Source organism: Tahibacter soli (assembly GCF_025717065.2).
GTDB lineage: Bacteria > Pseudomonadota > Gammaproteobacteria > Xanthomonadales > Rhodanobacteraceae > Tahibacter > Tahibacter soli.
The window spans coordinates 1-20,044 of record NZ_JAOVZO020000017.1 but is presented as its reverse complement, the minus strand read 5'-3'; the positions used below and the strand labels follow the sequence as shown (position 1 = coordinate 20,044).

Here is a 20,044-nt window from a genome sequence, read left to right as displayed (position 1 = left end):
CAAACCGAGGGCGGTAGCGAGGCTCGGCGTTCGATCACGCTGTACCACCTCGACGCCGTGCTCGCCGCGCACCGCCGCAGCGAGCAGATGGAAGGCTCCATCATCGCGCGCTACCTCGATTTCGACTTGTAGTACGGTTGGCCTCGACGCCACGCCAGAGCGCGACGGCCCGCCCCGCGCAGGCGTGCGGCGCCACCGCAACCCAGCGAGGCCGCAAGGCCAAGGAAACCGCATGAGCGACAGCAACGGCGAACTGATTCTCTATCGCACCGACGACGGCCGCACCGATATTCATCTGCGTGCCGCCGACGGTACCGTCTGGCTGACTCAAGCCGAGATGGCGAACCTGTTCGAGACCACGTCACAGAACATCACGCAGCACGTCCGCGCGGTCTATGACGACGGCGAACTGACGGAAGAGGCAACTTGTAAGGATTACTTACAAGTTCGTTTCGAAGGCGCGCGCGAGGTTCGCCGGAGCGTGAAAATCTATCGACTGGAGTTGATCCTCGCCGTCGGCTTCCGCGTCCGCTCCCCCCGCGGCGCCGAGTTCCGCCGCTGGGCCGGCACTACCCTGTCCGAGTATCTGGTCAAGGGCTTTCTGCTCAACGACCAGCGTCTGAAGGACGCCGAGCGCGCCGACTACTTCGACGAGCTGCTGCACCGTATCCGCGACATCCGCAGTTCGGAGAAGCGCTTCTACCAGAAGCTGCGCGACCTGTTCAAAACGAGCAGCAGCGACTACGACGGCACCGCGCAAACCGCCAAGACCTTCTTCGCCACCATTCAGAACAAGCTGGTGTACGCGATCACCGGTCGCACCGCCGCCGAGCTGATCGTTGAGCGCGCCGATCCCGACGCCGACAACATGGCGCTGACGAACTGGACCGGCGACCGCGTCCGCAAGTCCGACGCACTCGTGTCAAAGAACTACCTCGACGCTCAGGAACTCGACCAGCTCAATCGGTTGGTCACCATGTTTCTGGATTTCGCCGAGGACCGTGCCGTGCGTCGCCTCGAAACGCGTATGGCCGACTGGATCGTCCAGACCGACCGCTTCCTCGACTTCAACGAGCGCTCGGTACTGGCCGGCTCCGGCCGCGTATCGCACGAGCGGATGGAAGCGATCGTCGGTGAGCGCTATGCCGCCTTCGATGACCGTCGCCGCTCGGCCGAGACGCTGGCTGCCGATCGGGAAGCCGACGACGATCTGAAGGAGTTGCAGTCCGAGGCAAGACATCTCGCCGCCGCCAAGAAGTCGGACAAGCCGCAACCATGAACCGCAGTGCCCTTACCTGCAGTAGGCGAGCACCTCGCCTTCGCTTACTTTCCAGCTGCCGCCACCCAGTTAGGGGTCGGGCATGACGGAAAGCGGCGCCAGCTCACGAAACTCGCCGAGTTCGGCGAAGTCCTCCACCGCCGTTTTCACTGTCTTCGTCCGTGAGCAAGTGTTCGTCGTGTAGGCGGGCGCTGCATCGTCGACGGAATTGAGCCGCTTTTCGTCGATCGTCGTTCGATCCTCCGGCCGCACCGTGAAGGTGCCGCCGGTTTTCCAGCGCTCGCCGTTCTGCTTGAAGCCGTAGACCAGCAGGACTTCCCCGTCCTGGCATGCTCGCGCCACATGCCGCTGCAACTCGACGCCTCGATGTTGGTGTGCAGTGAGAATTTTTCCCCGACTTCACCTTTCCACACGCGCTTGACGGCGAAGTCGACGACGACACGCGGCTCCCGGTCCGTCAGTGAATCCACGGGGTGCACAGCCTCCACGACGCCGGCGAAAACGACATCCGAGCCGTCGAGGGCTTCGGCCACTGTCAGCGGATTGCACGTACACGCCAGCGCAGGCGTCGCGGCGATCATGGCGTATGCAACGACGAATCGGACGAGCGTTCGCATACGCAATGGCCTTTATCGGGTGTCGCGGGTGCGTCGATCATCCCGGCGGCCAAATCCCGATTCAATCGCCGGCTCGGACAGCGGTTTCTCTTCGTTCACGATCTCATCGCACCATAGGGCTCGTCAGATGCGAACGCTTGCCGTGCCCGTCCGTCATGTCTGCGCCACATTCAATCAAACCCGTCACTGAAGATCCCCACCGCATCCGGCCCATCAACGGCCGAATCATTCGCCGCATTGCCGTCGAGCACCGTGTTCGGCGCCAGCACGCTCACGCTGTGCACAAGCGGCGCCTCCGGCAGCACCGGCACATTGCCGCTCAAGGTGTAGTGCAGGCTGCCGCCGGCCGGCAGGTTCACCGTCGCGTCGATCGCGCCCGTGCCGCTCGCGGCGGGACACGTCGCGCCCACGGCGCTCGTGCACGTCCACGTCACCGCCGTCAGCGTGTCGGGCGGCACGTCGACGAGTTGTGCGCCGGTCACCGCGTTCGGTCCGTCGTTGCCCACGATGATCAGGTACGTCACCGTCGCGCCGCCGGCCACGAAGTCGGTCGCGTTGTCGACGTCGACACCGAGATCGGCCGGCGCGCGCGGCGTCACCGGCGCGGCCGTCGACGCGGGCCCCGCACCGGCGCCGTTGACGGCGCTGACCGAGCACGTAACCGCGACGCCGTTCGCGAGCCCCGTCACGACGAGCGGCGACGTCGTGCCCGTCGCGGTGCCGCTGCCCGGCGTACACGTCGCCTGGTAGCTGCCGGCCGCTTCGCCGCCCCAATGGCTCGGCGCGTCGATCGCGAGACTCACCTGCGCGTTGCCCGGCGTCGCGATCACCGACGCCGGCGCGGCCGGCACCACCGCGTCGACGACGATCGTGAGATCGCCGCTCGTGACGCTGCCGAACGCGTTGGTCGCGGTCAGTCGCACCGTCGCACTGCCGGCCGTCGTCGGCGTGCCGCTGATCGTTTTCGTCGCGGCGTCGAACACGAGGCCCGGCGGCAGGTCGCCGCTCGCCACGCTCAGCACCGGCGCCGGCGAACCCGTTGCGGTGACGGTGTAGCTGTACGCCACGTTCCACGTCGCATGCGGCGGCGCGAACGCGTCGAATGTCGGCGCGACGCCCGGCGTCACCGGAGCGGCTGCGGTCGCGGGCCCCGTGCCCGCGCTGTTGACCGCGCTGACCGAACACGTCACCGCGACGCCGTTCTCCAGTCCCGTTATCGTCAGCGGCGACTCGGTGCCCGTCGCTGTGCCGCTGCCCGGCGTGCACGCCGCCCGGTAGCTGCCCGCCGCTTCTCCACCCCAGTGGCTCGGCGCCGTGAATGCGAGACTCGCCTGCCCGTCGCCCGGCGTCGCAACGACAGATGCCGGCGCCGCCGGCACCACGGCGTCGACGACGATCGTCAGGTCGCCGCTCGTGACCGTGCCGATCGCGTTCGTCGCGGTCAGGCGCACCGTCGCGCTGCCGGCCGCCGTCGGCGTGCCGGCGATCGTGCCGCTCGCGGCGTCGAACGTGAGGCCGGGCGGCAGATCGCCGCTCGCGACGCTCAGCGTCGGCGCGGGCGAACCCGTCGCCGACACAATGTAGCTATAGGCACTATTCCACGTTGCGCGCGGCGGCGCGAACGCGGCGAAGCCTGGCGCGACGCCCGGCGTCACCGGTCCGAACGGCGCGGACGCGACGCCGCCGCCGGCGCTGTTGATCGCGTTCATCGTGCACGTGACCGGTTCGCCGTTCGGCAGACCCTGGATGACGATCGGCGACGTCGCGCTGCTGCCCGCGAACCCGCAAAACGCGTTGAACATCGTCGCCGGCGCGTTGCCGTCGGCCGGCGCCGGCGTGAAGTACACGGTCACCGTGCCGTCGCCCGGCACGACGTTGTCGATCGTCGGCGGCACGGGCCAGTCGGGCACGATCTCAATGGAAAACGGCTGTGTCACCGTCGTCGCGCCGCTCACGGCCTGCAGCACGCCGTTGAACGTGCCGACCTGCGTCGGCGTGCCGCCGATGACGCCGTTCGCGCCGAGCGAGAGCCCCGGCGGCAGCGTGCCGGCACTGACGCTGACGACCGGCGCCGGTACGCCGCTCGTCGCGATCGCGAACGAATACGGCGTATGCCACTTTCCGCCCGCCGGTGCCGCACTCGTAATCGCGACGGGCACTTCGGGCTGCAGAAAGCGCCCGATCGCCCACGGCTGCGAAGTCGCGCCGAGCGAGATCGTATCGACGACCGCGTGCGCGGCCGTGTCGATGACGCTGAGCGAACCGCCGTCGCGGTTCGCGACGTAGACGCGCGAGCCGTCGGCCGTGATGTCGATGCCGTAGGGCCGCGCGCCGACGGTATACGCCGTGCCGAGCGTGAGCGTCGCGACGTCGATCTCGACGGTCTGGTTCGCGAGAAACTGACTCACGTACAGCGTCTGCTGGTTCGGCGACAGCACGATGCCGTTCGGCGCCTTGTTCGTGCCGAGCGCGACGGAGCCGACCATCGTGTTCGTCGTCGTGTCGAGCACGCGCACCGTGCTGTCGCCGGCGTAGGCGACGTACGCGCGCGTGCCGACCGCGTTGAGCGCGATCGCATTCGGCAGGTTGCCGGTGACGATCGACGCGATCACGGTGCGATTGACGAGATCGAGCACCTGCACGGTGTTCGGCGACGCCGTGAGATAGCCGCGCGTGCCGTCGGGCGATACCGCGAGCCGCTGCGGCTGCGAGGCGACCGGCATCGTCGCGACGACCGTGTCGGTCGCGGTATCGACGATGCTGATGTTGTTCGAGGTGTTGTTCATCACGTACAGGCGGCTGTCGTCCGGCGACAGCGTCGCGCTCCACGGCTGCGTGCCGACCGTCACGTTCGTGACGACCGTGCTGGTGACCGGATCGATCACGGCCACCTTGCCGGCCGACTGCAGCACCGTGTAGACGCGCCGGCCGTTGCGGCTGACGGTCGATGCGAGCGGGCCGCCCGTAACGACGATGTCGGCGACGGTCGTGCCGGTCGCGAGATCGACCTTGGCGACCTTCGCGGCGCCCGCCTTCGGCACGAATGCGAACGGCGCGGCGCCAGCCGCGCCGACGTGGATGAGAAGAACGGAGAGAGCGGCGAGTAGCCGGCGTGTGCGCGCAACCGAATGCATGACGAACCCCTGAGCGGGGCCGCCGAAAGACGAGCCCTCGATAGGGTTTTCGGATTTCGGGGGGCGCAACTGTCAGCAATCGCGACCGCTTCAGGAGATGCCGACGGCCGCCTTTGCCAGCAACCGCCGCGCCTGCAGCGCACCGATCACGGCGAACACGCCGAACGTCGCGCCGACCAGCGCGAGCAGCACCGGATCGCGCGGCCCCGACACGAACGGCGCGCCGACCGGAATGCGCGTCAGCGTTTCGTTGAATCCCGGGATGAAGTGGAAAAATACCGTCAGCGTGTAGCCGAGCGCCGCGATGCAGCGCCGCGCGCCGCGATCGGGCGCATCGCGATCGGCGAACCACGCGCCGGCGAGCACGACGAGCGTCGCGATGCCGAGCGCATGCGCTTCGCTGAAGCCGCCGTGCCGCACGATGAAGAAGCCGGTCGCGCAGGTCACGATCGTCACGAGTACGTACAGCCTGCCACCGGGATTGGCGTAGCGGATCTCGCCGTAGCGCGCGAGGCCGTAGAGGCCCGCGAACAGCGAGACGAGGCTGATCGCGGTATGGAACAAACCGAAAGTCGTAATGCCGAGCATGGCTCACCTCGAAAGAAAGTCGTCCGCGCGGCGGCACGGTCGCGGCGAAGGGAACCGCCCCGCCGCGCGGACGCGAAAAGCTACCGGTTCGGCTTGCCGGGCAGGCTCAGAACGTCATCGCGGCGGCGGTCGGGATTTTTTCATGGTCTACATCCTTGGAGGGCGGGATCGGGTTCACCGGCGGAACATCGGCAATGGCCGCAGCGGATGCCGCACGAGGCGCCGCAGCGACAGCCGCGCGAGCAGCCGGTGGAAGCCGGCGTTCGGAAACAGGCGCAGCACGTCGACGACCGCGCAGCGCGCGAGGCCGAAGCGCAGGTGCCCGAGCGAGACGTCGATCCAGTCGGCGCGGCGGAACGTTTCGGCCGACGCCGGCACGCCGGCGCGGCAGCGCGTGAGCTTGTGATGGTTGTCGATCATGGCCGCGACCTCGCCGCCCCATTCCGCCTTGCCGATTTCGTCGAGGTACGCCGTCGCGAGCGCGATCGACGGCGCGAGGTAGTCGAACGTGCCGGCGGTCCAGATGCCGAGGTCGTGGTACGCCGCGGCGATCGCGAGCTTGTCGAGGTCGCCGTCGGCATCGAGCAGAAAGTGGAAATTGGCAACCCTGTACGTGTGGTTGCGATACGCGGCGTAGTCGGCGCCGAGCGCGTCGGCATGCCGCTCGAGCAGCGCGTCCAGGCGCGGCACGTTCACGAGCATTCGCGAATCCTCCTGTCGGTGGCGCCGATGCCGCGTCGCGGCCGTCTGTTCCGAGCCAGCACGTTAGGCGCCGGGCGCGCCGCGCGAATCGGACATCCACGCGCCGGCGCGCTCCCCCGTTCGGGTGACCGGCCGCGCCTTTACGGATGTCGCGGCGCCTGCCTAAACTGATAATCCATACGGTGGAGTTTCAATTAGCGCACGCCGGATGCGTTCGCAGCGTTCGTCGTCGTGGATCGTTCTGGGGGCGTCGTGACCGGCAAGCGTTCATTCCTCTGCGTGCTGCTGCTCGCCGGCGCGTTCGCGCCCGATGCGTCCGAAGCCGCGCGACCGGTCGCGCTCGACCGCTACCAGGTGACGCGCTACGACGCGACCGACGGCGCGCCGACCACGCAGGCGTTCATGACGCAGACGGGCGACGGCTTCATCTGGGTCGTGTCGTCGACGTCGCTGCACCGGTTCGACGGCATGCGCTTCACGCGCTGGCGCGGCCCGGACGGCAAGCCGCCACCGACCGACGGCGCGTCCACCTTCGCGGCGGCGCCCGACAACACGCTGTGGGTCGGCTCGATCGGCGGCGGCATATCGGCGATCCGCGGCGCGAACGTGCGCATCTTCGGCGCGACCACCGGCCTGCCGAACGCGCCGGCCAAGCGCTCGGTCCAGACGCTGCTCGTCGACGGCGAGCGCGTGATCGCGGCGACGCGCGGCGGCCTGTTCAAACGCAAGGGCGACGTGTTCGTCCCGTTCTCGCCGGTGCCGGAGCTCGTCGACAAACCGATCGACGATCTCCAGCGCGACACCGCCGGGCGCCTGTGGATCAAGACACCGACCGCGATCCACGTCGTCGAGCCCGACGGCGCGGTGCGGCAGCTGCCGCTGCCGGGCGGGCCCGACGCGATCGCGTCGCGCCTCGTCGCGGCACCCGACGGCAGCCTCTGGTACGCGAACCACAACGGCGCGAGCAACCTGTGCCGCGTTTCGCCGGCAGGCCCGTGCTGGCGGGCCGACGAGATGGCCGCCGTGCTGTTCGACCGCGACGGCATGCTCTGGTGGTCGCGCCCCGACCGCCTCATGCGCGTCGCCGACGTCGGCGCGCTCGACCCGAACGATCCGGAAGACCTGATGCGCCGCGTCGAGTCGATCGAGATCAAGGGCAGCGGCATATTCGAGTCGGACGACGGCGCGATCTGGGTGTACGGCGCCAGCGGCATCGCGCGGCTGCGCCGCCCGGTCGCCGAACGCACCGACACGCCGAGCGGCGGCCTCGCGCCCGGCGACGGCGGTTCGGTGTGGCTTGCTAGCTATACGCGCGGACTGATGCACATCGGCGATGCGGGCGCCGCACCCGGTCCGTACTTCAAGGGCGAGGACGGCACGCTGTGGACCGCCGCGGCGAAAGCCGGCGACGCCACCGCGACGTTTGCGACACTCGACCGCGCACTCGCGCCCGACGAGGCGATCGTGCAGGAACGCCACATCGAGGCGACGCGCACGGCCGTGCATCTCGACGCCGATCCGCAGGGCGGATTCTTCGTCTCGCGCATCGCGCCGCCGGGCCTGACGCGCATCGTCGACGGCCGCGAGCGCGTAATCGCGATTCCCGAGCTCGACCGCGGCGCGGCGCCGCGCGGCGCACGGCGCGACCGCGCCGGCCGGCTGTGGATCGGCATCGGGCGCAACGGCGTGGCGCTGTACCGGCTCGACGGCGAGCGCTGGATTCCGAACGGCAACCTGCCGGTGCCCAAGGACCTCCTGCTCAACGGCTTCACGTTCGATGCCGACGACACGCTGTGGATGGGCGCCAACCGCGTCGTCGTCGCGGTGGACGCGAACGGCGCGCGCCGCTACGGCATCGACGAAGGCGTCGACGTCGGCAGCCCCGCGCAGATCATCGTCGCGCCGGACAGCCTGTGGGTCATGGGCACGCGCGGCATCGCGGTACGCAACGGCGAGCGTTTCGTCACGCTCGTCGGCATCGGCGGCGATGCGTTTCTCGGCGCGACCGGCCTCATCGTGCGGCCCGACGGCGACGTGTGGCTCAATGGCGCCGACGGCGTCACGCGCATCCCCGCGAGCGAGTGGCGCGGCGCGCTCGCGGCGGGCACGCGCGAAGTGCGCTACACGCGGCTCGATCACTGGGACGGCCTGCGATCGACCGCGCTGTCGGGACCGTTCCCGTCGATCGCCGCGAGCGCCGACGGCACGCTGTGGTTCGCGATGCGCAACGAGCTGTACCGCCTGCGTCCCGACGCGCTGGCCGCGGCATCGAGCCCGCCGGCCGTCGTGGTCGATACGCTGACGGTCGACGACGTCGTTCGCGAGGCGACGGGCGATCTCGCGTTCGCGCCGGGCACGTATCGCATCGCCGTCGACTACGCCGCGCCGACCGCGCAGCGGCCCGAACGCACGCGCTATCGCTACCGTTTTTCCAAGGACGGCGACTGGGATCCGTGGCTCGTCGCCGGTACGCAGCAGCAGATCGCGTTCAACCGCCTCGATCACGGGCGCTACATGCTCGAGATCGCCGCCTCGGGCCGCGACGGCGACTGGTCGGCCGAGCCGACGCGTCTTGCGTTCCGCGTGCTGCCGGCATTCCACCAGACGCCGGCTTTCTACGCGCTCGTGGCCCTTGCCGTCGCGCTCGTGCTGGCATTCGCTTACGTGCAGCGCGTGCGGCGCGTCGCCGCGCGCATCCGCACCGAGATGGGCGCGCGGCTGCGCGAGCGCGAACGCATCGCGCGCGACCTGCACGACACCTTGCTGCAAGGCATCCACGGCCTGCTGCTGAGCTTCCAGGGCATCGCCGCCAAGCTCGCCCCGGGCGATCCGCTGCGCGCGCGCATGGAACGCGCGCTCGATCGCACCGAAGAAGTGCTGCGCGAAGGCCGCGACCGCGTCAGCGCGCTGCGCGATCCGCTCGCGAGCACGCTCGACCTGCCCGACGGCCTGCAGCGCCACGCGCGCGACCTCGCGGTCGAGAAAAAGCTTCTGTGCGAAGTGGCCGTACCGCACAAGCCGAGGCCGCTCGAACCGGTCGCGTACGAGGAACTGCTGCAGGTGGGTCGCGAGGCGATCGCCAACGCGTTCCGGCATTCGCACGGCACCGAGGTGCGCGCGACGCTCGCCTACACCGACGAGGGCGTGCTGCTGACGGTGATCGACGACGGCGTCGGCCTGCCCGACGACGCCGGCCGCACCGACGGCCACTGGGGCATTCGCGGCATGCGCGAACGCGCGCAGATCGCCGGGGCGCTCCTGACCCTCAGGCGCCGCGCCGAAGGCGGTACCGAAGTGAAAATGTTCCTGCCCGCCGCACGCGCCTATCCCGGCGCGCGCGCCAACTGACCGTACGTCCGACGAGCCTCGCCATGCCGATTCGCATCCTCATCGTCGACGACCATCCGGTGCTGCACGAAGGCCTCGCGGCCATGCTCGAATCCGAAGCCGACTTCGCCGTGGTCGGCGGCGCCGCCGACGCCGAGTCGGGCATCGACGCGTTCCGCAAGCTGCGTCCCGACGTGACGCTGATGGACCTGAAGATGCCCGGCATGGGCGGACTCAAGGGCGTGCGCGCGCTGCGCGAGGAATTTCCGGGCGCGAAGGTCGTCGTGCTGACCACGTTTCGCGGCGACGCGAACGCGCGCGAGGCGATCGGCGCGGGCGCCGCCGGCTATCTGCTAAAAACGACGCTGCGCAGCGAACTCGTCGCCTGCATCCGCAAGGTGCATGCGGGCGGGCGTTATCTGTGCGCCGACGTGTCGGCCGACATCGCGACGTACCTCGGCAGCGAACCCCTGACCGAGCGCGAACTCCTGATTCTCGCGATGATCGCCGAGGGCCTGGAGAACAAGCGCATCGGCACGAAGCTCGACATCTCGTCGGAGACGGTCAAGTCGCACCTGACGCGCATCTTCGAAAAGCTCGGCGCGCACAACCGCACGCAGGCGGTGCACATCGCACTGCGCCGCGGCATGCTCGGCGACTTCGCCGACTGACCTCACCCGCATGGGGGAGCGCGCGTACCGCGCTTTGCCGCACGACGCCGGATCGCCGCGCCCGCATGCTGGCGCGCAATCTTCCCGGGAGCGCGTCATGACCCAGCGGCTTACCCACGCGAACGGCTGTCCGGTCGCCGACAATCTCAACATCCGTACGGCCGGCCCGCGCGGCCCGGCGCTGCTCGACGACATCTGGCTGATCGAGAAGCTCGCGCATTTCGATCGCGAAGTGATACCCGAGCGCCGCATGCACGCCAAGGGCGCGGGCGCGTTCGGCACGTTCACGGTGACGCACGACATCACGCGCTACACGCGCGCGCACGTGTTCGGCGAAGTCGGCCGCGCGACGCCGGTCTGCGTGCGCTTTTCGACCGTCGCGGGCGAACGCGGCGCCGCCGACGCCGAACGCGACATCCGCGGCTTCGCGGTGAAGTTCTACACCGCGCAGGGCAACTGGGATCTCGTCGGCAACAACACGCCGGTGTTCTTCTTCCGCGATCCGCTGCGGTTTCCGGATCTCAACCACGCGGTCAAGCGCGATCCGCGCACCGGTCTGCGCAGCGCGACGAACAACTGGGATTTCTGGACTTTGCTGCCCGAGGCGCTGCACCAGGTCACGATCGTCATGAGCGACCGCGGCATTCCGAAGAGCTACCGCCACATGCACGGCTTCGGCAGCCACACGTTCAGCCTCGTCGACGCACGCGGCGAGCGCGTCTGGACGAAGTTCCACCTGCGCTGCGAACAGGGCATCGAAAACCTCGTCGACGCCGACGCCGCCGCGCTGATCGGCGCCGACCGCGAAAGCCACCAGCGCGATCTGTTCGACGCGATCGAACGCGGCGAATTTCCGCGCTGGCGCCTGTGCATCCAGGTGATGACCGACGCGCAGGCGCGCGCGCACCGGCACAATCCGTTCGACCTGACGAAGGTGTGGCCGAAGGCGCAGTTTCCGCTGATCGAGGTCGGCGTGCTGGAGCTCAATCGAAATCCGGAGAATTTTTTCGCCGATGTCGAACAGGCCGCGTTTTCGCCGGCGAACGTCGTGCCCGGGATCGGCTTTTCGCCCGACCGCATGCTGCAGGCGCGACTGTTCTCGTACGGCGACGCGCAGCGCTACCGGCTCGGCGTGAACTTTCCGCAGATTCCGGTCAACGCGCCGCAGTGCCCTTTTCACAGCTATCACCGCGACGGCGCGATGCGCACCGACGGCAATCTCGGCCGCACCGCGAGCTACTACCCGAACAGCGTCGACGAATGGCCCGACAGCCCCGACGTCGCCGCGCCGCCGCTCGCACTCGACGGCGACGCGAGGCATCACGACCATCGCGTCGACGACGACCACTACGAACAGCCGGGCGATCTGTTCCGGCTGATGACACCGGCCGAGCGCGAGCGCCTGTTCGCGAACACCGCGCGCGCGCTCGGCGACGCGGCGGCGCAGATCAAGGCGCGCCATGTCGAAAACTGCCACCGCGCCGATCCGGCCTACGGCGACGGCGTCGCGCGCGCGCTCGGCCTCGTCGCGCAACCCGTTCCCGCCTGACGATCCGGAGAGACCGATGAAGTTTTCCCTCTTTGCCGCGCTGCTGTTCGCCGTCGTCGCGCTGCCCGCCGTCGCCAAGGAAACCGCCGCGACCGCGAAAACGCGGTACGTGCAGGTCAACGACGACCGCATCGCCTACCGCTCGATCGGCTCGGGTCCGCCGCTCGTGCTGACCACGCGCATGCGCGGCACGATCGACACGTGGGATCCGCGGTTTCTCGATGCGCTCGCGCAGCGGCGGCGCGTGATCACCGTCGACTATCCGGGCGTCGGCCACTCGGCCGGCGCGCTGCCCGACGACGTCGGCAAGGCCGCCGCGTTCGTCGACGATTTCGCGACCGCGATCAAACTCGACCGCTACGCGATTCTCGGATGGTCGTGGGGCGGCCTCGTCGCGCAGGCGCTGCTGCTCGACAAGCCCGAGCGCATCACGCACGCGGTGCTCGTCGCGACGAACCCGCCGGGGCCGGTCGAATACCCGATCAAGCAGGTGTTCATCGAACGCGCGATCAAACCGGTCAACGATCTCGCCGACGAGGAGGTGCTGTTCTTCGAACCGACATCCGACGCGAGCCGCGCCGCGGCGGCGGCATCGCGCGCGCGCATCTACGCGCGACCGGGCGTCGACGAGAAGATTCCGTCGACGCCGCAGCTGTTCCAGACGTACTTCAAGGCCGGCGAAGCGTTTCGCGCCGACGCGCCGGGCAGGCGCGACAAGCTCGTGCAGACGCGCCTGCCGATCCTCGTCGTCTGCGGCGACAACGATCCGAGCACCGTCGGCCAGAACTGGTTCGCGCTGATCGGCCGCATGCGCAACGCGCAGTTCGTGTACTTCTCGGAAACGGGTCACGGCCCGCAGCATCAGTATCCCGATCTCTCCGCGGACTACATCCTCGACTTTCTCGAACGCATGCCGCCGGCGCGATAGCACGGCTCAGGCATAGACGTTCGAGCGCACGCGCGCGTGACGGTCCGTCACGCGCGATTGGTGCGCGCCGCGCAACATCGTGCGTCCGCCGACGCACCTACCGGGTCACGACGGCCGACCCTACGCTGTGGGCAACGCACTCCCGCGAAGTCCACGAGACCGTCATGACCCAACGCCTCAACTACGCCGCCGCTTCGCCCGAAGCGTTCAAGCTGTTCCTCGCGTTCAGCACCGCGCTCAAGAGCGGCGCGATCGAGCTGCCGCTGTTGTTCCTCGTCGAGCTGCGCGTATCGCAGATCAACGGCTGCGCGTTCTGCGTCGACATGCATTCCAAGCAGGCGACGATCCTCGGCGAGCGTCCGCTGCGCCTGCACCACGTCGCGGTCTGGCGCGAATCGCCGCTGTTCAGCCCGCGCGAACGCGCCGCGCTCGCGTGGGCCGAGGCGCTGACGACGCTGCCGCCGCACGGCGTGCCCGACGACGTGTACGAGCACGCGCGCAGCGAGTTTTCCGAGAAGGAACTGGCCAACCTCACCTTCATCGTCATGGCGATCAACGGCTGGAACCGCGCCAGCGTCGCGTTCCGCAGCGTGCCGGGCTCGCAGGACAAGGCGTTCGGTCTCGACAAGGCCAATCTCGCCTGATCTCTCCGCACAAAGGGATAAAGCGCCATGTACAGAACCGCACTGCTGTTGACGGCCGCCCTCGCCGCCGCTCCCGCGTTCGCGCATTCGACCGGCGGCGCGCCGGGCCCGAACGTCGCGCCGCTGATGACGCAGGCGCTCGCCGACCATCCCGGCAAGGAAGTGCTGATGATCACCGTCGAGTATCCCCCCGGCGGCGCCGATCCGGTGCATCGCCACGACGCGCACGGCTTCATCTACGTGCTCGAAGGCAGCATCGTCATGGGCGTCAGGGGCGGCAAGGAAGTGACGCTGACCGCGGGCCAGACGTTCTACGAAGGCCCGGCCGACGTGCACACGGTCGGCCGCAACGCGAGCGCGACCCAGCCGGCGAAGTTTCTCGTATTCCTCATCAAGAACCGCGACGCGCCGGTGCTGATTCCGGTCGAGTGACCGGCCGCGGCGCGGCGCCCGCGGGCGTGCGCCGCGCTATGCTGTGGCATGCACGACGCTACGGACATCGTCACCCGCCTGCAGCCCCGGCTGCACGGCATCGCCTATCGCATGCTCGGTTCGGTGGCCGACGCCGAGGACGTCGTGCAGGACGTCTGGCTGCGCTGGCACGACACCGAGCAGAGCGCGGTCGACAACCCCGAGGCGTGGCTCGTGACCACCACCACGCGCCGCGCGATCGACCGCCTGCGCTCGGCGCGCGCCGCGCGCGAGCACTACGTCGGCATCTGGCTGCCGGAACCGATCCTCACCGGTTCAGTGCCGACCGACGCGCCGGCGACGCCGGAGCAGACGCACGCGCGGTACGGCGATCTGTCGGTCGCCCTGCTCGCGCTGCTCGAACGCCTGTCGCCGGAAGCGCGCGCGGCATTCCTGCTGCGCGACGTGTTCGACGTCGACTATCCCGACATCGCCGCGGCGCTGGGCAAGAACGAAGCCGCGTGCCGGCAGATCGTGTTTCGCGCCCGCGCGCAGCTGCAGGACGATCGTCCGCGCTATCGCGTCGACGCGGATGCGCACCGGCGCCTGCTCGAACGCTTCGTCGCCGCGATGACGGGCGGCGATCTCGACGGCATGAAAGCCCTGCTCGCCGGCACGTCCCGGCTCCTCGGCGACGGCGGCGGCATCGTGCCGAGCATGCCCGAACCGCTCGTCGGCGCCGACCGCATCGCCCGGCTGTTCTTCGCGCGGACGTTGCGCAACAGCGAGAGCCTGCGCGTCGAGATCGTGCCGCTCAACGGCGGCTGGGGCCTGTTGCGCTATTTCGACGGCGTGCTCGAATCGGCGCAGGCGTACGAGAGCGACGGCGAACGCATCCATCGCGTGTACGTGCAGCGCAATCCGCACAAGCTCGCGCGGATCCTGCGGCAGCTGGCCGGCGACGCCGGCCGGCCGGCGATCGACTGATCGTCGCTAGTGGCCTGTAACACGCCCTAGGGCGTACAGCCGCCGTCGGTGTTGACGTTGTCGAGCGTCACGTCGTCGACGTCGAGCGTGCTGCCGGTCGAGCCCGGTTCCATCACGCCGCCGAATTCGAGCAGGCGCATGTGCGCGTCGGCCGCGACGCCGGTGTAGATCGTCGCGCCGTTCAGGCACACGCGCAGCGCCTTCGTCGCGCGCTCGACGACGATCTTCACTTCGAAATACGCGGTGTCAGACCACAGCGCACCGGTGTCGACGAAGGTGCCGGTCGCGCCGTCGAACACGCGGATCGCATGCGTGTCGCGCTCGAACACCACGTAGGTGATCGGCGGCGTCAGCGTTTCGTTCACCGGCTTGAAGAACCAGGTCGAACCGGTACCCAGCTGGCCGATCGAGAGCTTCGCGGTCGCGATTGAGTACTGCGTCGCGCCTTGCGGAAAGGTCGGCGAGATCAGCGCCGACGCGTTCTGGATCGGGTAGTTGCCGCCGTTCGACAGCACGCGCGCATGCTGCACGCCGGTCGCGGGATTCGCGTTGAAGATGCCGTTGACGCCGAGCCAGGCGAGCTGCGGCAGGCCGCCGATCGCGAACTGCGGCGGCTCGAAGCTCGTCGTCATCGTCGGCACGCCCGGCGTCACCGCCTGGTAGATCGCGCTCGTCGGCTGCAGATTGTTGCCGCCGCTCGTCTTGAGCGCGCTCGCCGCGAGCGTGTGCTTGTACATGCCCATGTTCTGCGTGACGACATCGTAGCGAACGGTACAAGTACCAAATGCGGGAATGACCGCGCCGGCCGCGAACGTCAGCGCGCGCGTGCCGGCGATGGCCGTGATCGCGCCGTTCGCGCAGGTCGTCGACGCGTTCGGCGGATCGGCGAACACGAGACCGTTCGGCAGATTCGTCGTCAGTGCGGCCGTCAGCGTCACGGGATCGGCGCGCGTGCTGCCTAGCGTGATCACTTCCGAGGCGACCGTGCCGGTGATCGTGTTCGTCGGTTCGAACGCGTTCGCGAGCGTGATGCCGTTGCCGGTGTCGAGGTTGATCGAGTCGATCCACCAGCCGCCGCCTTCTTCCTTGACGCTGCAGTCCGATCCGTGGCGCCAGCGGAACGCGACGTCGTGCCCGGCCATCGCATTCGGCAGCACGATATTGACCGCCGACGTGCCGGTGCTGCCGCTGCCGGTGTTGAGCACCCAGCCGTAAGGCGCAAGCGGCTCGGCGTCGCAGTCGGTCACGCGCGCGATCGAACCGCCGAACCCGCCGCTGACGAACAGCGCGCCGACGTCTTCGGCGTTGACGAACACGCCGCCGTCGACCGAAATTTCCAGCGTGCCGCCGTCGAGGTATTCCTCGGTCCGCACGCGATGGCGGAATGTCAGTCGCGCGCCCGCCGCGACCGCGACGGTTGGGCTCGTCAGAAAAGACTGGCCCTGCGTTTCCTGCTCGGGCACGAACAAGGCGTTGGGGGCCGTGTGCGACAGGCTCGCCTGCGTCACGAACGGCACGCCGCTGCCGATCGCAGAAGTGGTCCAGCCGGCCGGCAAGGCCGGCGGCACGACGCCGTCGAAGTTTTCGGCCGGCGGAAAGCCGCCGATGCCGATCGAGGCCACCGCGAGCGTCGCACTCGACGATGCCGCGTTGTCGCCCGCGTTCGTGCGCAGCGCGCCCGGCGCGATCGTCTGCGTATACATCTGCGGGTAGCGCGAGCGTACGTCGACCGTCACGGTGCAGCTACCGTTCGCCGGAATCTGCGCCCCGCTCGACAGCGTCACCGCCGTGCCCTCGCCGTTCGCCGTCACGGTGCCGCCGACGCAGGTCGTGGCCGCGGTCGCGTTCGGCGCGGCGAACACGCCCGGCGGCAGTCGGTCGACGAAGTCGTGCGTCAGCACCGCGTCGACGGCGTTCGGATTCGTCAGCGTCACCGTCGACACGCTCGTCGTGCCGGTCGTGACCGCCGCCGGCGCGAACGCGTTGGCGAGCGTCGGCGGTTGACGGATTACCGTGAATTCCAACGGCACCGGCAGCGTCGCCGCGTTCGTGGCGTTGCTGTTGAGGCACAGCGTGGCGCGGTAGGTGCCGGCGGCGAGGCCGGCGGCGTTGAACGTGGCGTCGGTGGTGGTTTGTCCCGCGAAGCCGAGCGCGCCGCCGGTGTTGCTGTAGCCGATCCACGCCGGCTGCGTGCAGTCGACCGTGCCCTGCACGAACGCGGACATCGTCTTGGTGTCGACGTCGAACTGCCAGTTGAGCGGGTCGTCCCACGGCGCGTACAGCTGCGGCTGCGCGCCGATCTGCGGGTCGGAGCTCACGCGCCACGCCCACAGCGGATTGCCGGCGGTGGCGTTGCCCTGGCCGTTGATCGTGGGCCACACCATCAGCCAGTAGCGGCCCGGGGCGAGATCCAGCGGCGTGCCGGCGACGTTCGCGGCGGTGAGGTTCAGCTGCAGGTTGCCGCTCGTGGTGGTGATGCCGTTGGGCGTGCCGATCGTGTTCGAGTACGTCCACAGCGGGGCGGCGCCGAAGCCCTGCGGCGCGCCGGCGGGCACGCCCGAGGCGTCGGCGTAGATGCTGAAGGTCACCGACGGCGTGTTGCTCGTGGTCAGCGTCGTGTTGGGCAGGGTGAAGCCGTTGGCGCGCAGCGTGGTCACGTGCGTCTGGGCGGTGACGTCGAAGTTCTGCGCCCAGTAGTAGCCGCGCGAACTGCCGTTGTAGAAGCCGCCCTGCTGGCCGTTGCCGGTGGTGACGGTGTTGAGTGGGGTCACCTGCGCGGTGCCGCTCGTGCCGATGGTCCAGTTCAGCGTCGGATTGCCGAGGTTCTTGATCGTCAGGGTCTGGACGCTGGTCAGGTCGCTGGTGGCATTGAGCGCCGTCGGCGTCGTCGCGATGACCGGGCCGCCCGGACGGATCGCCACCGGCATGTGCATCGGCGGCTCGGCCGGGCTGGCCGGCGTCAGCACGATTTCGCCGAGCGCCCAGGCCGCTTCGGGCAGCAGCTGGCTCTGCACCGTGATGGTCAGCGCGCGCGTGCCGGAACTGCCGATCGTGAAGCTCGCCGGCGTGACCGCGACGGCCGAGCCGGGGAAGCCGGCCGTCGACACGGTGTAGGTCTGCGCGCCGGTCAGCGCGCGGCGCACCGTGCGCGTGAACGTGCAGGTGCCCACGCAGCTGGCGGTGGCGAGGCTCGGCAGGTTGAGGTTCGCCACGTTGCCGCCGGTCGCCGGGTTCGCGGCGAGGAAGTTCGCGCCGGTTTCGTCGAGCACGAGGCCGGCCTTGGCGGCGGCGGCGAGATCGACGCGGCCCGCGCCGCGATCCCACGCATCGCTCGGCTGGCCGCTCTGCTTGACGAGCCCGGCGGTCTTGGACGTGAGCATCAGCGCCGACTTGATCTGCATCGGCGTCCACGTGGGATGCAGCGCGCGCAGCAGCACCGCGCCGCCGGCCATGTGCGGACTGGCCATCGACGTGCCGTTCTCCAGCGCCGTCTCGTTCGCGTTCGGCGTGGCGCCCACGTTGGCCTGGTACGCGGCGAGGATGTCCACGCCGGGCGCGGCGATGTCGGGCTTGACCAGGAACTGGTTGCCGGCCAGGGCGCGCGGACCGCGCGAGCTGAAGTCGGCCACGACGTCGCCGGTGCCCGGATAGGCGCGCGCCGGCAGCGTGATCGACACGGTGACGGTGGCCGGGTCGAGCAGCGCGAGGTTGTCCCAGTTCGAGCGCAGCATCGACCAGGCGTTACCGGCCGCGCCGAGGTTGATGTAGAACGCGTCGACGAAGATCACGCCGATGGCGCCCGCCGCGACCGCGTTGGTCTGGCGCACGCCGCTGCCGCAGCCGGAGTTGTTCTGGTTGAGGTTCAGCACCGCGATGGCGCCGACCGGCGGCGGATTGGCCACCGGCGGGTCGAAGCCGTCGGCGAAGACGCGGTCGGCCGGCGGCGCGTACGGCCGCGTGAACGTGCCGGCCGGGAACGCGGTGCAGCCGTCGGTGGTGCCGTCGGCGAAGCCGGGGCTCCTGACGATCGGCGCGGCGATGAAATCGCCGGTCTGGATCGGCGGCGCGCCGGGACGCAGCGGAATGTTCTGCGTGTTCGCCGGCGGCGTGCCGGGGCCGGTGGCGTCGAGGTTGAAGCCGAGCACGCGGTCGTGCGTGGAGGCCGCGACCGTCTGCACCCACGGTTCCTGGTGGTCGGACGTGCCGGCCGCCGGACCGCTGTTGCCGGCCGAGGCGGCGACGAAGATGCCGGCGTTGTGCGCGCCGAGGAACGCCACGGAGTTGGCGTCGGTCCACGGCGAGCCGCCGCCGGAGATCGAGAAGTTCATGACGTCGACGATGCCGTCGGCGACGGCCTGGTTGGCCGCCTGCGTGATCGCCGAGCTCGGGCAGCTGCCGACGCAGACCTTGTACGCGATGATGTTCGCGTGCGGCGCGACGCCGGAGATGCGGAACGTGCCGCCGCCGAACGGCGCGTCCCAGGTGTTGCCGCCGACCGTGCTCGCGGTGTGCGAACCGTGGCCGTCGTCGTCGGTCGCGCTGCGCGTGGGCGAGGTCGAGGTGAAGTTGTACATGCCGATCAGCTTGCCGTTGCAGCGGCCCAGATCGGCGTTCGGCGGCGTCGGGCCGCACAGGCCCAGATAGTTGCCGGCGCCGAGCGGATTGACGTGCACGTAGCCGTCGATCGGGCCGGTACCCGCGAACGCGGGGCTCTGCCAGTTGATGCCGCTGTCGAGCACGGCCGCGACGATGCCTTCGCCCTTGGTCGCGACACCGCCGGTGGCGCTGCCGTCCCAGATCGACGGCGCGCCGATGAACGCCGGGCCGCGGTCGGTCAGCAGTTCGAGCTGGCGTTCGCGTTCGACCAGCATCACGTCGCCGCGCTCGCGCAGGGCCTGCGCTTCGGCGTCGGAGAGGTCGAGGATCACCGCGTTGACCGCGTGGCGCAGCGTGACGTCGGCGGTGAGCGCGCGGCCGACCTGCGTGCCGGCCGCGGCGAGAAACGCGTTCTGCTTCTGCTCGAGCAGGTTCAGGTACGCGCGCGCCGCGGACGAGTTCACGTCGACGCGGCCCTGGTTCGCGCCCGATTCGTTGCGCGGCAGCGTCGGATAGCCGTTGAGCGAACCGTCGTACGAGGCGAGCGGCGCGTCCCTCAACACCACCGTGTGGCGCGCGCGCTCGAGCGACGAGGGCGCGGCCAGCAGCTT

The 20,044-nt window shown here is 69.5% G+C and carries 13 protein-coding genes; 8 read left to right on the top strand and 5 right to left on the bottom strand.

Annotated elements, in window-relative coordinates; translation table 11 throughout:
- Positions 1-232: 232 nt before the first annotated feature.
- A complete protein-coding gene (locus OD750_RS11330; protein WP_263545349.1) occupies positions 233-1,279 on the top strand; it encodes a virulence RhuM family protein in 1,047 nt (348 codons plus the stop codon).
- A gap of 69 nt (positions 1,280-1,348) precedes the next feature.
- On the opposite strand, the gene OD750_RS11325 is transcribed toward OD750_RS11330, so the two are convergent.
- The 4 genes from OD750_RS11325 to OD750_RS11310 form a co-directional block, all read right to left on the bottom strand.
- Complete coding sequence (locus tag OD750_RS11325) at positions 1,349-1,633, bottom strand: hypothetical protein (protein ID WP_263545348.1); 285 nt, start codon at positions 1,631-1,633, stop codon at positions 1,349-1,351.
- A 433-nt stretch (positions 1,634-2,066) separates the two neighbouring features.
- Positions 2,067-5,030: a putative Ig domain-containing protein gene (locus OD750_RS11320; RefSeq protein ID WP_263545347.1), complete on the bottom strand. Its 2,964-nt coding sequence runs from the start codon at positions 5,028-5,030 to the stop codon at positions 2,067-2,069.
- 90 nt (positions 5,031-5,120) lie between these two features.
- Positions 5,121-5,618: a DUF2306 domain-containing protein gene (locus OD750_RS11315; protein WP_263545346.1), complete on the bottom strand. Its 498-nt coding sequence runs from the start codon at positions 5,616-5,618 to the stop codon at positions 5,121-5,123.
- A 174-nt stretch (positions 5,619-5,792) separates the two neighbouring features.
- Entirely contained in the window at positions 5,793-6,320 is a 528-nt protein-coding gene (locus OD750_RS11310) for a hypothetical protein (protein ID WP_263545345.1), read from the bottom strand.
- Between the two features lie 231 nt (positions 6,321-6,551).
- Here OD750_RS11310 and OD750_RS11305 point away from each other — a divergent pair, with 231 nt between their 5' ends.
- From OD750_RS11305 to OD750_RS11275, 7 genes are all read left to right on the top strand, one after another.
- On the top strand, positions 6,552-9,668 hold the full coding sequence (locus tag OD750_RS11305) for a sensor histidine kinase (protein ID WP_263545344.1): 3,117 nt from the start codon (positions 6,552-6,554) through the stop codon (positions 9,666-9,668).
- A 23-nt stretch (positions 9,669-9,691) separates the two neighbouring features.
- Positions 9,692-10,318 (top strand): response regulator transcription factor, encoded by a 627-nt coding sequence (locus OD750_RS11300; protein WP_263545343.1) that lies wholly within the window; start codon positions 9,692-9,694, stop codon positions 10,316-10,318.
- Positions 10,319-10,415: 97 nt separating this feature from the next.
- Entirely contained in the window at positions 10,416-11,867 is a 1,452-nt protein-coding gene (locus OD750_RS11295; protein ID WP_263545342.1) for a catalase, read from the top strand.
- A 16-nt stretch (positions 11,868-11,883) separates the two neighbouring features.
- The gene (locus tag OD750_RS11290; protein WP_263545341.1) at positions 11,884-12,795 is read left to right on the top strand and encodes an alpha/beta fold hydrolase; all 912 of its coding nucleotides are present in this window, start codon (positions 11,884-11,886) and stop codon (positions 12,793-12,795) included.
- A gap of 164 nt (positions 12,796-12,959) precedes the next feature.
- Complete coding sequence (locus OD750_RS11285) at positions 12,960-13,439, top strand: carboxymuconolactone decarboxylase family protein (RefSeq protein ID WP_263545340.1); 480 nt, start codon at positions 12,960-12,962, stop codon at positions 13,437-13,439.
- Positions 13,440-13,466: 27 nt separating this feature from the next.
- Positions 13,467-13,871 carry a cupin domain-containing protein gene (locus tag OD750_RS11280; protein ID WP_263545339.1) on the top strand — a complete coding sequence of 135 codons (405 nt, stop codon included), beginning with the start codon at positions 13,467-13,469 and terminating at the stop codon, positions 13,869-13,871.
- Between the two features lie 48 nt (positions 13,872-13,919).
- The gene (locus OD750_RS11275; protein ID WP_263545338.1) at positions 13,920-14,837 is read left to right on the top strand and encodes an RNA polymerase sigma-70 factor; all 918 of its coding nucleotides are present in this window, start codon (positions 13,920-13,922) and stop codon (positions 14,835-14,837) included.
- A 26-nt stretch (positions 14,838-14,863) separates the two neighbouring features.
- On the opposite strand, the gene OD750_RS11270 is transcribed toward OD750_RS11275, so the two are convergent.
- Positions 14,864-20,044 (bottom strand): S8 family serine peptidase (locus tag OD750_RS11270; protein WP_272841932.1); only part of this gene is annotated, 5,181 nt, incomplete at its 5' end.